The organism is Coprococcus sp. LG101-27 (genome assembly GCF_027695515.1).
Classification (GTDB): Bacteria; Bacillota; Clostridia; order Lachnospirales; family Lachnospiraceae; genus Allocoprococcus; species Allocoprococcus comes.
Map to the genome: position 1 here is coordinate 136,505 of NZ_JAQEUJ010000001.1, position 12,080 is coordinate 148,584.

At 40.3% G+C, this 12,080-nt stretch carries 15 protein-coding genes and 1 pseudogene; 14 read left to right on the top strand and 2 right to left on the bottom strand.

Annotated elements, in window-relative coordinates; all coding sequences use genetic code 11:
- Positions 1–224: 224 nt before the first annotated feature.
- Together PG766_RS00690 and PG766_RS00695 are read left to right on the top strand one after the other, a co-directional pair.
- Positions 225–563, top strand: coding sequence for a winged helix-turn-helix transcriptional regulator (locus PG766_RS00690; protein ID WP_008374833.1), 339 nt, complete (start codon positions 225–227; stop codon positions 561–563).
- Between the two features lie 35 nt (positions 564–598).
- The gene (locus tag PG766_RS00695) at positions 599–1,012 is read left to right on the top strand and encodes an EamA family transporter (protein ID WP_117556244.1); all 414 of its coding nucleotides are present in this window, start codon (positions 599–601) and stop codon (positions 1,010–1,012) included.
- Positions 1,013–1,095: 83 nt separating this feature from the next.
- On the opposite strand, the gene PG766_RS00700 is transcribed toward PG766_RS00695, so the two are convergent.
- Positions 1,096–1,314 carry an aldo/keto reductase gene (locus tag PG766_RS00700; RefSeq protein ID WP_118198429.1) on the bottom strand — a complete coding sequence of 73 codons (219 nt, stop codon included), beginning with the start codon at positions 1,312–1,314 and terminating at the stop codon, positions 1,096–1,098.
- Positions 1,315–1,506: 192 nt separating this feature from the next.
- Between PG766_RS00700 and PG766_RS00705 the strand changes: the two are divergent.
- From PG766_RS00705 to PG766_RS00760, 12 genes and pseudogenes are all read left to right on the top strand, one after another.
- Positions 1,507–1,728 (top strand): annotated as a pseudogene (locus PG766_RS00705) (AAA family ATPase); the annotation flags it as partial.
- Between the two features lie 279 nt (positions 1,729–2,007).
- Positions 2,008–2,484, top strand: a complete 477-nt coding sequence (locus PG766_RS00710) for an AAA family ATPase (protein ID WP_117823068.1) — start codon at positions 2,008–2,010, stop codon at positions 2,482–2,484.
- Between the two features lie 299 nt (positions 2,485–2,783).
- Positions 2,784–2,969 (top strand): NUDIX domain-containing protein, encoded by a 186-nt coding sequence (locus tag PG766_RS00715; RefSeq protein WP_118198427.1) that lies wholly within the window; start codon positions 2,784–2,786, stop codon positions 2,967–2,969.
- A gap of 308 nt (positions 2,970–3,277) precedes the next feature.
- Positions 3,278–3,430: a hypothetical protein gene (locus PG766_RS00720; RefSeq protein WP_173824579.1), complete on the top strand. Its 153-nt coding sequence runs from the start codon at positions 3,278–3,280 to the stop codon at positions 3,428–3,430.
- A 161-nt stretch (positions 3,431–3,591) separates the two neighbouring features.
- Positions 3,592–4,389, top strand: coding sequence for a carbon-nitrogen hydrolase family protein (locus tag PG766_RS00725; protein ID WP_118198425.1), 798 nt, complete (start codon positions 3,592–3,594; stop codon positions 4,387–4,389).
- 114 nt (positions 4,390–4,503) lie between these two features.
- Complete coding sequence (locus tag PG766_RS00730) at positions 4,504–5,862, top strand: RNA-binding domain-containing protein (protein ID WP_118198424.1); 1,359 nt, start codon at positions 4,504–4,506, stop codon at positions 5,860–5,862.
- A 225-nt stretch (positions 5,863–6,087) separates the two neighbouring features.
- On the top strand, positions 6,088–6,396 hold the full coding sequence (locus tag PG766_RS00735; RefSeq protein ID WP_117833980.1) for a metal-sensing transcriptional repressor: 309 nt from the start codon (positions 6,088–6,090) through the stop codon (positions 6,394–6,396).
- Positions 6,397–6,487: 91 nt separating this feature from the next.
- Positions 6,488–9,010: a heavy metal translocating P-type ATPase gene (locus tag PG766_RS00740; RefSeq protein WP_118198423.1), complete on the top strand. Its 2,523-nt coding sequence runs from the start codon at positions 6,488–6,490 to the stop codon at positions 9,008–9,010.
- Positions 9,011–9,360: 350 nt separating this feature from the next.
- On the top strand, positions 9,361–9,855 hold the full coding sequence (gene infC / locus PG766_RS00745; RefSeq protein WP_008374852.1) for a translation initiation factor IF-3: 495 nt from the start codon (positions 9,361–9,363) through the stop codon (positions 9,853–9,855).
- 33 nt (positions 9,856–9,888) lie between these two features.
- A complete protein-coding gene (gene rpmI / locus PG766_RS00750; protein ID WP_022220532.1) occupies positions 9,889–10,086 on the top strand; it encodes a 50S ribosomal protein L35 in 198 nt (65 codons plus the stop codon).
- A 34-nt stretch (positions 10,087–10,120) separates the two neighbouring features.
- The gene (gene rplT, locus PG766_RS00755; RefSeq protein WP_117556230.1) at positions 10,121–10,477 is read left to right on the top strand and encodes a 50S ribosomal protein L20; all 357 of its coding nucleotides are present in this window, start codon (positions 10,121–10,123) and stop codon (positions 10,475–10,477) included.
- A gap of 180 nt (positions 10,478–10,657) precedes the next feature.
- Entirely contained in the window at positions 10,658–11,434 is a 777-nt protein-coding gene (locus PG766_RS00760) for an ATP-binding protein (RefSeq protein WP_118198422.1), read from the top strand.
- A 134-nt stretch (positions 11,435–11,568) separates the two neighbouring features.
- Here PG766_RS00760 and PG766_RS00765 read toward each other — a convergent pair whose 3' ends face one another.
- Complete coding sequence (locus tag PG766_RS00765; RefSeq protein ID WP_008374860.1) at positions 11,569–11,934, bottom strand: metal-dependent transcriptional regulator; 366 nt, start codon at positions 11,932–11,934, stop codon at positions 11,569–11,571.
- Positions 11,935–12,080: the final 146 nt, after the last annotated feature.

Sequence of the window (12,080 nt, forward strand, 5' to 3'; positions counted from 1 at the left end):
GAGATTTTTGAGTTACAGGTAAAAAAAGGAAAATTCCTTTTCTGATAAGAAATTTTCCTAAGTAAATGACATTAACTGTGAATAGTAACTAGTTTCGCTCTCATAATAAATTCTCCTTGAAATTTATTTGACAGTATGATTTATCCTGCTTATAATTATATACAAGCAATTTTTAAATTCAAGTACTAACAAAAAAGACAGGTACTATCTAAGGAGAAAGTGTTATGATAAAGAACTATATCGAAAATGCAAATTTTGAAGATACAGGCTTTGCCTATACATTGTCCCTGATTTCCGGCAAACATAAGATGGTTATTCTATACTGTCTGATGGAGTTTGAAACGGTACGGTTCAATGAATTAAAACGGTATCTGAAAACTATTTCCGACAAAACGCTCAGTACCAATCTCAAAGAGCTGGAGAAAGACCGCCTGATTATCAGGACGGAATATCCGCAGATCCCGCCGAAGGTGGAGTACAGCCTTTCAGAAAGAGGGAAGTCATTGATGACTGTACTGGATCAACTTTGCATTTGGGGAGAAGAGAACAGATTGGTGAAATGATCAATTCTTATTTTGTGTGAAAAGAAGGTGTTATTATGTGGATGATATTTGCTGTTTTATCAGCGGTATTTGCTGCGTTAACCTCAATTCTTGCCAAGATAGGTATAGAAGGAGTGAATTCCAACCTGGCAACTGCAATCCGAACCATTGTTGTAGTAATCATGGCATGGGGCATGGTCTTTCTTACTCATGCGCAGAATGGACTGGCAGAAATCAGTAAGAAAAGCTGGATTTTTTTAATCTTATCTGGATTAGCAACAGGAGCTTCGTGGCTGTGCTATTATAAAGCTTTACAAATGGGGGATGCATCAAAGGTTGTACCAATAGATAAACTGAGTGTGGTAATCACACTTATATTGGCATTTGTGTTTTTACATGAACAGTTTACTACAAAATCACTCATTGGCTGTATTTTGATAGGAGCAGGTACATTGATAATGGTGTTATAAATTTTTAATTAAATCGGACAGATTTGGTGAAATAAAAAGGGTATATAATTCGATAGTTGGAGGATATATGAAAACTGTAATTATTAATGGAAGTTTTCGCCACCATCCAGAACTTCAATTTCTGCCATTTCTTCTGCGGTCAGTGTGAAATCGAAGAGGTCAAAGTTCTGCTGCATACGATCTTTGTGAACAGATTTCGGAATGATAACCACATCATTTTGAAGGAGGAAACGAAGGGCTGTCTGTGCAGCAGTTTTTCCGTATTTTTCATCAATCTTTGTCAGAACCGGATTGGTGAATATATCGTTGCGTCCTTCCGCAAATGGTCCCCATGCGAAGGTGACATTTTATGTCGAAGAATTGAGCTGAAAAGCCAGAATAAAGAGGTTATATATAATGAAATTAGTTAAGACTAATTAAAAGACGGCGTAATGTTAGAAAAAAGAAAGACGGTGTTTACTTATATCCGATATAATGTGGATTAGATTCAAAATATTTTTTATCCAATCAGATATGATCAGGATTGTATGATACTGGAACTGAAAGTAGATCATAAGCCGGAAGAGGCAATTGCGCAGATAAAAGAAAAAGAGTACGCTTTGCGGTTTCAGGGAAAAACAGCAGAAAGAAAGGAATATACAGGACACATTCTTGCTGTTGGAATCAGTTATAACAGCAAGACAAAGGAACATGAATGTAAGATTGAACAACTCTAAAAAAAGTGCAGTTTTATTACAGGATTCTAAAATTATTCATGCATCAGATTGCTATAATATTTCGTTTTGCTCGCTTATTTTATGGTATAGTGGCGGATATATGTACGGAATGAAGGAAATGGTTCATATGTCCAGAGTAGATATGTGGGGGAATGCCGCTGGGGGGTGTGATATACTGAGGTTGGCTTCTTTAACGGTGTATGATGACTATAAACTTCAAAAATAAAAAATGAATCAACGAGTCTAACATTTAATTAGGAAAAGGATTAGGAGATAAATATGAAAAAAGTTCTGATACTTGGGTGTCCCGGTGCGGGGAAAAGTACATTTGCAAGAAAACTCAGAGACAAAACAGGACTTCCATTGTATTATCTTGATATGATCTGGCATAAGCCGGACAGGACAACGATAACAAAGCAGGAATTCGATGCAAAATTATCTGAGATTATAAAGCAGGAAGAATGGATTATCGATGGTAATTATGGAAGAACACTTGAAATGCGTTTTGAAGAATGTGATACGGTATTCTTTTTAGATCTGCCAACAAATGTGTGTCTTGCGGGCGCGGAAGGGCGTATTGGAAGTGAAAGAGAAGATATGCCATGGCAGGAAGAAGAACTGTCAGCAGAATTCAGAGATTTTATTATCAATTTTTCAAGGGATGAAATACCGGAAATCAATGAGATGTTAAGAAAATATAAGAATAAAAATATTATTATATTCAAATCGCGGGAAGAGATAGATGCATGGAAATGAGTTCAGGATGCAGATCGACTTGATGCGCTTGGAGCAATCGGTATTGCGAGAGCATTTGCGTATGGAGGAAATCATAACCGGGAAATGTATAATTCTGATATTCTTCCAAGGATTGGGATGAATAAAGTACAATATCAAAATGGAACTACGACTTCGATCAATCATTTTTATGAAAAATTATTTTTACTGAAAGATTTAATGAATACGGATAGTGCCAGAAAAATTGCAGAAAGAAGAGAAAAATTCATGACGACATACATAGAAGAATTTATGCTTGAATGGAATTGTGAGGAAGAAATATGCTAGAGGTCAGATTTTATGACAAAATAGAAGATTCGCAATTAGATTTTGCTGTAATCATTGCCAGAACTGGCGAAAAATGGGTATTTTGCAAACACAAAGAAAGGGATACCTACGAAGTGCCTGGAGGACACAGAGAAGCAGGAGAGACCATTGAAGAAGCGGCAAGAAGAGGGCACGTTTGATAATGTAGCTGCATGCAGATATGCGATCCTGTCTTACGATATAGGAAATCGGGATTCTTTTACAATGGAAGAATATTCCGTGGTAAATCTTTTTGCCTTGTAAATAATAAGAAATTGACGAAAATTACCGGGGGTATAATAAACTTACGCTTTTATTTAAAGGTGAAGTGTAATGAACAGGGAGAAAAAGAGATGAAGAGAAAGAAAGTGCGAAGGAACAAAACGAGACAAACTATGAGTGGTATGTTGAAAATAATCCGCAGGAAGGAGATCTGGCAGGAGCCATTTATGAAGGAATCGCAGAATTCTTGAATGGACTGGATGATGCGGAGCGAGCAGAAGTTTTGTATGATGTTTATGCAGCAAATGTTTATCAGAATGGAAACGGAGAAGATGAACAGGGCAGAGTACTTCATAGGATGTTTGATCAGGTGATTATTGAGAATGTTTCTTTTAAATAAACAGTAAGAAGATAAAAGACAGGGAGTTGCCGCTTGTAACGACAAAAATCGTGAAGAGGTAACTCGCTGTTCGTTTTTTGCTTAACGGAAAAAATCTTACTTCAGCAGATAAGAAGAAATATCTGATTTTGGAGTAAAAGGAGGTAAGGAGGATATTTAACATGAGGCTTGCGATGATACAAATGTCAAATTCGGGAAGTGTAGAAAAGAATATGGAAAAAAGTCTGCATGCGATTGCAGAAGCAGCAGAAAAGGGAGCAGAGCTTGTGCTGTTCCCGGAAGTGCAGCTTACGGAATTTTTTCCGCAATATCTGGGAAGGGATGTAAGCAGTTATTCCGTATCTATAGAAGATGAGATTGTAAAAAAATTCTGTGATGCCTGCAAAAAGCATCAGATTATGGCAGTGCCAAACTTATATCTGCGGGAAGCAAATGGTACATACGATGCGAGTATTCTGATCGACCGCAGTGGAGAAGTCATAGGAATACAGAAAATGGTGCATGTTGCGCAGGTAGAGCAGTTTTATGAGCAGGATTATTATACCCCGTCAGATGATGGATTTCATGTCTTTAACACGGAATTCGGAAAGATCGGGATTGTGGTATGTTTTGACAGACATTACCCGGAAAGCATCCGGACGGAAAGCCTGCAGGAGGCAGATTTGATCTTGATCCCGACGGTGAATACCAAAGCAGAGCCTTCGGAAATGTTTGAATGGGAGGTACGTGTACAGGCATTTCAGAACAGTGTGGCGATCGCAATGTGTAACCGTGTTGGGGTGGAAGGGGAGATGGATTTTGCTGGGGAGTCTATGGCTGTCGATGCAAATGGAGAGATTCTTGCCCGGGCAGATGACACAGAGCAGATTGTGTATGTGGATATTAACTTGGAGAAATCCGGGAAAGTGCGGGAGAAAAGACCTTATACTCGGCTTAGGAGAAAAGAGTTTTATGTATAATGTGGCGGAATCGTGTCAAAATATGATTGCTTGCATTAAAAAATGACACGATTGACACAATTGACACGATTGTATATAATATAAATATATTATATGATTTGAGGAGGGCATAAAATGATTTTTCGGGAAAGTGAAACAGTAGAGCTTAAAGAAGTAGTAGTTGATGACATAAAAAAAGAAATTATTGCCTTTGCAAATTGTAATGGTGGCAAGTTATATATTGGTGTACAGGATGATGGTACGGTAGTTGGTCTTGATAATCCAGATGGCACTGCATTGCAGATCAGTAATATGGTCAGAGATGCGATCAAACCGGATATCACAATGTTTTTACATTATGAGACATTAGAAGAAGATGGAAAAAAGATTGTTGTTGTAGATATTCAACGTGGAACGGATCGCCCTTATTATATTGCAAAAAAAGGAATGCGACCAGAAGGAGTCTATGTCAGACAGGGATATTCAGCTGTTCCTGCTACAGATGCGGCAATCCGCCAGATGATTAAAGAGACAGATGGAGATCGTTTTGAATCTATGCGTAGTCTGAATCAGGAACTGACTTTTGAAGTGGCAGAGAAAGAATTTCAGCTTCGTAAGGTTGAGTTTGGGATACAGCAGATGCGGACATTGAAACTGATTGATAAGGATGGACTTTACAGTAATCTTGCAATGCTTTTATCGGATCAGTGTGTACACACGATTAAAGTAGCTGTTTTTCAGGGAAAGGATCAGACGGTATTTAAAGACCGTAGAGAATTTTCAGGGGCATTGATGAAACAGATGAATGATGTCTACGATTATATTGATTTTCATAATCAGACACATGCAACAATTGAAAAGTTGCTGCGGATAGATGTCAGGGATTATCCTGAAATCGCTGTCAGAGAAGCATTGTTAAATTTGCTGGTTCACAGGGATTATGCGTTTAGTGCAAGTGCATTGATCAGTATTTATGAAGACCGGATGGAATTTATATCAATCGGAGGATTGATGCCTGGAATTGAGCTGGAGGATGTGATGGCAGGTATTTCTATATGCAGAAATCCGGATCTTGCAAATGTCTTTTACCGGTTGCATTTAATCGAAGCATATGGTACTGGAATCAGTAAGATTATAGGGGCTTACGCTGATATGGCAGAAAAACCTGTTATTGAGACGACGAGAAATACTTTTAAAATTGTATTACCGAATATCAATGTGTTATGTGAAAAAACAGATACGCCGGAGTCGGAAGTGAAGGATGAAAAGAATCCAGAAACGGATGAGGAGGATACACAGAAATTAAGCGATGAGGAAGAAAAAGTTCTGGAGTATGCCGAAAATTGTGAGGATTTTACAAAGAATGATGTTGTGAGTCTGCTTAAAGTAAGTGCATCAACTGCAGCAAGAGTGATAAGAGGACTTGTGGAAAAGAATTTCCTGAAACGGAATGGAAAAGCGAGAAGCACCTATTATACACTTCAAAAATATTAAAATAGAAACAATACGAGAGAACCTGTGGATGAAAAGCTTGCAGGTTCTCTTTTGGCTTTCATAGGAAATCTTGAGAAAATTTCTGTTAAGTAAAAGATACTACGTGCCAGGATGCATTCATTGTTGTATATATAAAATTTTAAAATGAGAAAAATTCTTCTTGCAATATACCCTAATGGGGTATATAATGACCCTTGTAAAGAGGAAAGATAAGAGGTGAGACGCATGGAAGAAAAGAAAGAATGTTGTCACTGTCATAAGACGAAAGAGCGTTCTGAAAAGGAATACAAGGACATGATCAACCGCCTGAACCGGATTGAAGGGCAGGTCAGAGGTGTGAAGCGCATGGTAGAAGAAGATGCGTACTGTCCGGATATTCTGATTCAGGTATCGGCGATCAATGCGGCACTCAACAGTTTTAATAAAGTCCTTCTGGCGAATCATATCCGTACCTGTGTGGCAGAGGATATCCGCGAGGGAAAAGATGAGACGATCGATGAGCTGGTTGTAACGCTTCAGAAACTGATGAAATAATAGGATTGTTATAGATTTTCAGGTGAAAAGCGCAGGAAAATTTTTACAATATAAAAATGGCAGATAAAGCCAAAAAGTGAGGTGGATTTTTGTGGAACAATATACAGTAACAGGAATGAGCTGTGCGGCATGCAGCAGCAGAGTGGAAAAGGCAGTATCGAAGGTATCGGGAGTTACCAGCTGTTCGGTCAGTCTTCTGACGAATTCCATGGGAGTAGAAGGAACCGCATCCCAGTCGGAGATCATTGCGGCTGTTGAGGCAGCAGGATACGGTGCTTCGGTAAAAGGAGCAGATGCAGGAGCCAAAAAAGGCGCAGTAATGGATGAGGATGCCCTGAAAGACAGGGAGACACCGATTATGAAGCGTCGTCTGATCGCATCACTGTGTTTTCTGATTCCACTGATGTACATTTCCATGGGTCATATGATGTGGAACTGGCCACTGCCAGGATTTCTGGCTGACAATCATGTAGCAATGGGACTGATCCAGCTGTTATTTACCGGAATTATCATGGTGATCAACCAGAAGTTCTTCATCAATGGATTTAAGGGACTCCTTCATGGTGCACCGAACATGGATACTCTGGTTGCACTGGGATCAGGGGCATCCTTTGTATACAGCACCTATGCATTGTTTGCAATGACCGATGCACAGATGAAGATGGATATGGAAGGCGTCATGTCTTATATGCATGAGTTCTATTTTGAATCAGCAGCCATGATCTTGACGCTTATCACAGTCGGAAAGATGCTGGAAGCGCATTCCAAAGGAAAGACAACAGATGCATTAAAGAGTCTGATGAAGCTGGCTCCGAAGACAGCTGTTGTCCTGAAAAATGGTGTGGAGACAGAGGTTTCCATCGATCAGGTGAAAAAAGGCGATATCTTTGTAGTAAGACCGGGTGAAAATATACCGGTAGACGGTATCGTGCTGGAAGGAACCAGTGCAGTCAATGAAGCAGCACTTACCGGAGAGAGTATTCCGGTTGATAAAGCAGAAGGTGACAAGGTATCTGCTGCAACCATGAACCAGTCCGGTTTCCTCAAATGCGAGGCAACCAGAGTTGGGGAAGATACCACACTTTCACAGATCATTCAGATGGTCAGTGATGCGGCGGCAACCAAAGCACCGATCGCAAAGATTGCAGACCGTGTATCCGGGATATTTGTGCCGGCGGTTATTACGATTGCGGTGATTACAATTATCGTATGGTTGATCGCAGGTCAGAGTGTTGGATTCGCACTGGCAAGAGGTATTTCCGTACTCGTTATCAGTTGCCCTTGCGCACTGGGACTTGCCACACCGGTTGCCATTATGGTTGGTAACGGAATGGGCGCAAAGAACGGAATCATGTTCAAGACGGCGGTATCTCTGGAAGAGACCGGTAAAATGCAGATCGTAGCTTTGGACAAGACCGGAACCATCACAAGCGGGGAACCGAAAGTAACGGATATGATACCGGCAGAGGGTATCTCGGAGGAAGAACTTTTGGGATTTGCTTATGCACTGGAAAGAAAGAGCGAGCACCCACTGGCACATGCAATTTTGCAGGAAGCCCAAGAGCGCAGACTGGATGCGGAGGAAGTAGAAGACTTCCAGGCAGTACCTGGAAACGGACTTTCCGCAGTTCTTGCAGGAAAGACGATTTATGGTGGAAATAAGAAATTTATCCAGACAAAGACTTCTGTGGATGCAGGAACGCTGAAAAAGGCAGAAGATCTGGCGGCAGAAGGAAAGACGCCGTTGTTCTTTGCGAAAGAAGATCAGCTGATCGGAATCATTGCGGTAGCAGACGTCATCAAAGAGGACAGTCCAAAGGCAGTCAAAGAACTGCAGAATATGGGAATCCATGTGGTAATGCTGACCGGTGACAATGAGAGAACCGCAAAAGCGATCGGACGTCAGGCGGGTGTAGATGAAGTCATCGCAGACGTTCTTCCAGACGGAAAAGAAGCCGTTATCCGGAAATTAAAGAAAAAAGGAAAAGTTGCCATGGTTGGTGACGGAATCAATGACGCGCCGGCACTTACCAGAGCCGATATGGGAATTGCGATTGGTGCAGGAACCGATATCGCGATCGATGCAGCAGACGTTGTTCTGATGAAAAGCCGTTTAAGTGATGTACCGGCAGCCATCCGTATGAGTAAAGCAACTTTAAGAAATATCCATGAGAACCTGTTCTGGGCATTTTTCTACAATGTGATCGGAATCCCGCTTGCAGCAGGTATCTGGTATCCAATCTTCGGATGGAAATTAAATCCGATGTTTGGCGCAGCAGCTATGAGTCTTTCAAGCTTCTGTGTCGTAACCAATGCACTTCGTCTGAACTGGTTTAAAATGTATGATGCCAGCAAAGATAAGAAGATAAAGTCAAAAGTCAAAGAAATAGAGGAGGAAAAGACAATGACAAAAACAATGAAAATCGAAGGTATGATGTGTGGACACTGTGAGGCAACCGTAAAGAAAACTCTGGAAGCAATCGAAGGAGTAGAGGCGGCAGAAGTAAGCCATGAAAATGGAACAGCGGTAGTAACACTTGCGGCAGAAGTAGCTGATGAGGTACTGAAAAAAGCTGTTGAAGACAAAGATTACAAGGTGACAGGGATTGAGTAGGTTTAAGTCTGAAAAATAAAGATTGTTAGAAATTACAATACTATAAAGAAGAAAAACATGGAGAAAACCATTATTTTGATTGATTTATTATGAAAAAAACAATCAAAATAATGGTTCATAAAAAAATAAAAAAAGTGTTGACACCATATAAAATCTGTGGTAAATTATAACTTGCGTAAAGCGAACAACAAAGAAGAGTATCCACTCTCACCTTAGCGCAATTAGGCGACTAACGGTTTGATATTGAATTTATAATACCGGATATAAGTATTGTATGCAATAGATAGTGGATAGTCTGCAGCTATTCACTATTTTTTATTTATTGGAGGTGCACAACAATTAGCGATTTAATGATTAACGAACAAATCCGCGACAGAGAGGTACGCGTGGTTAGCGAGAGTGGGGAACAGTTAGGAATAATGTCAGCAAGAGAGGCTATGAAGCTGGCACAGGAAGCGGAACTGGATCTGGTTAAAATCGCTCCGACAGCGAAACCGCCGGTTTGTAAGATTATCGATTATGGTAAGTACAGATACGAACAGGCAAGAAAAGAAAAAGAAGCAAAGAAAAAACAGAGAACTGTCGAGGTTAAGGAAGTGCGTCTTTCACCAAATATTGACACCAACGACCTGAACACGAAAATGAATAATGCTAGAAAATTTATCTCAAAAGGAAATAAAGTAAAGGTTACACTTCGTTTCCGCGGTAGAGAGATGGCTCATATGCAGCAGAGTAAACATATTCTTGACGATTTTGCTGAGAAGATGAAAGATGTTGCTGTCATTGAAAAGCCGGCAAAACTTGAAGGCAGAAGCCTGAGCATGGTTTTAACTGAAAAACGTTAAAAATAAATTATCTATATTAAGGAGGAAAACATCATGCCAAAAATTAAAACAAATAGAGCTGCTGCAAAGCGCTTCAAAACAACAGCTACAGGTAAACTTAAAAGAAACAAAGCTTACAAGAGCCATATCTTAACAAAGAAGTCTACTAAGAGAAAAAGAAATCTTAGACAGTCAACTATCACAGATTCTACAAATGTAAAGAACATGAAGAAAGTTTTACCATATCTCTAAGATTTGGCAGGAAAGATAGAAGGAGGATTAAGTAATGGCAAGAATTAAAGGCGGAATGAACGCTAAGAAGAAACACAATAGAACTTTAAAACTGGCTAAAGGATACAGAGGAGCTCGCTCTAAACAGTACAGAGTTGCAAAACAGTCTGTAATGAGAGCCCTTACATCAGCATACGCAGGAAGAAAGCAGAAAAAACGTCAGATGCGTCAGCTTTGGATCGCTCGTATCAACGCAGCTGCAAGAATGAATGGTCTTTCTTACAGCAAGCTTATGCACGGACTTAAAGTTGCCGGTGTAGATATGAACAGAAAGATGCTCGCTGAAATGGCAGTTAATGATGCAGCTGGATTCGCAGCTGTAGCTGAAGTTGCTAAAAAGGCACTTGCATAATTAAATCAGACGATTTCGTATAGAGTTTGAGAGAAGAGGGAAAACCTTGTGGAGAGAATCCGCAAGGTTTTTTTACGTGGATTGTTGTTATAACAACAGAATAGAATGCGGTTGTAAGCTAAAATAAGTTGGTAAAGTTAAAGGAATACAAATTTTTCGAATAGGAGGATATAAAGGAATATGATTCGTAGAATTATTCAGATAGATGAGGAGAAGTGTAACGGGTGTGGAGCTTGTGCAAAGGCCTGCCATGAGGGGGCTATTTCTATGGTAAATGGGAAAGCAAAGCTGATGAGAGATGATTATTGCGACGGGCTGGGAGACTGTCTGCCGAATTGTCCGGTGGATGCCATTCATTTTGTAGAGCGTGAGGCGGCGGCTTATGATGCGGAGGCTGTGAAGCAGAATATGCTTAAAAAGCAGCAGGAAGAGGCTGCAAAGCAGAATGCGGGAGAAGGACCGAAAGCACCGGTAAAACCATTTGCAGGGGGATGTCCTGGATCCCGTATGCGTATGATGAACAGAGGGGGAAGTACGCAGAATGCGGAGAGCGAAGAGGAAGGCAGGGAGACGGCGAAAAGTGTGAATAAGAGTATGCTTTCCCAGTGGCCGGTACAGATTAAGCTTGCACCGGTAAATGCACCGTATTTTGATGGAGCGAAGCTTCTGATCGCCGCAGACTGCAGTGCCTATGCTTATGGAGATTTTCATAATCGTTTTATGAAAGGGCATGTGACTTTGATCGGATGTCCAAAGCTGGATAATGTGGATTATTCGGAGAAGCTGACGGAGATCATTAAGAACAATAATATTAAGAGTGTGACGATCGTGCGGATGGAAGTGCCGTGCTGTGGAGGTCTCGAGATGGCGGCGAAGAAAGCACTCAGGGAAAGCGGTAAATTTATCCCGTGGCAGGTTGTGACCTTGTCGCTTGACGGACAGATCATTGATGAATAATATTAGTAAAATAAAGTGATTTCATTACGGAAAACAGCATATGAAATATGTTGCGGTAAAACTGTAGAGTCTGCAAAAGGGCAAAGAAAAAGGCTGAAAAGTTATAAACTTTTCGGCCTTTTCTGACGCATTTACTAATGTGTTCGTACATATTCTTTGATTGCGTTAAAGCTTTCTCTGCTGATCACGTGCTCCATCTGGCAGGCATCATCTGTAGCGATTTCTTCTGGGACACCGAGTTCGATCAGCCATTTTGAAATAAATTCATGCCGTTCATAGATCATGTTCGCGATCTCTTTTCCTGAATCGGTCAGATAGATAAAACCTGCATCTGTTACGGTAATATGATTCTCCTGACGAAGTTTCTTCATGGCGATACTGACGCTTGATTTTTTGAAACCAAGTTCATTTGCGATATCTACGGAGCGTACGACAGGTAATTTTTTACTTAACATCAATATTGCTTCAAGATAATTTTCGGATGATTCATTTTTAGCCATTTATTCCGGTCACCTCACTATTCATTCTTATACCTTATAGGATACCATGGATTGTATTTTTTTTCAAATAATATTGTTCTGTAAATGCGCTTTTTGTGCAAAAGTAGAAGTTATAACTATTAAAAGTAAGCATTAAACAGTAAAAA

What these genes read in the sequence shown, in the direction of transcription:
- PG766_RS00715 (WP_118198427.1), top strand. Translation starts at nt 2,784, where the DNA reads ATGCTAGAGGTCAGATTTTATGACAAAATAGAAGATTCGCAATTAGAT.
- rpmI (WP_022220532.1), top strand. Translation starts at nt 9,889, where the DNA reads ATGCCAAAAATTAAAACAAATAGAGCTGCTGCAAAGCGCTTCAAAACA.
- PG766_RS00730 (WP_118198424.1), top strand. Translation starts at nt 4,504, where the DNA reads ATGATTTTTCGGGAAAGTGAAACAGTAGAGCTTAAAGAAGTAGTAGTT.
- PG766_RS00765 (WP_008374860.1), bottom strand. Translation starts at nt 11,934, where the DNA reads ATGGCTAAAAATGAATCATCCGAAAATTATCTTGAAGCAATATTGATG.
- PG766_RS00725 (WP_118198425.1), top strand. Translation starts at nt 3,592, where the DNA reads ATGAGGCTTGCGATGATACAAATGTCAAATTCGGGAAGTGTAGAAAAG.
- PG766_RS00710 (WP_117823068.1), top strand. Translation starts at nt 2,008, where the DNA reads ATGAAAAAAGTTCTGATACTTGGGTGTCCCGGTGCGGGGAAAAGTACA.
- PG766_RS00690 (WP_008374833.1), top strand. Translation starts at nt 225, where the DNA reads ATGATAAAGAACTATATCGAAAATGCAAATTTTGAAGATACAGGCTTT.
- rplT (WP_117556230.1), top strand. Translation starts at nt 10,121, where the DNA reads ATGGCAAGAATTAAAGGCGGAATGAACGCTAAGAAGAAACACAATAGA.
- PG766_RS00760 (WP_118198422.1), top strand. Translation starts at nt 10,658, where the DNA reads ATGATTCGTAGAATTATTCAGATAGATGAGGAGAAGTGTAACGGGTGT.
- PG766_RS00735 (WP_117833980.1), top strand. Translation starts at nt 6,088, where the DNA reads ATGGAAGAAAAGAAAGAATGTTGTCACTGTCATAAGACGAAAGAGCGT.
- PG766_RS00695 (WP_117556244.1), top strand. Translation starts at nt 599, where the DNA reads ATGTGGATGATATTTGCTGTTTTATCAGCGGTATTTGCTGCGTTAACC.
- infC (WP_008374852.1), top strand. Translation starts at nt 9,361, where the DNA reads ATGATTAACGAACAAATCCGCGACAGAGAGGTACGCGTGGTTAGCGAG.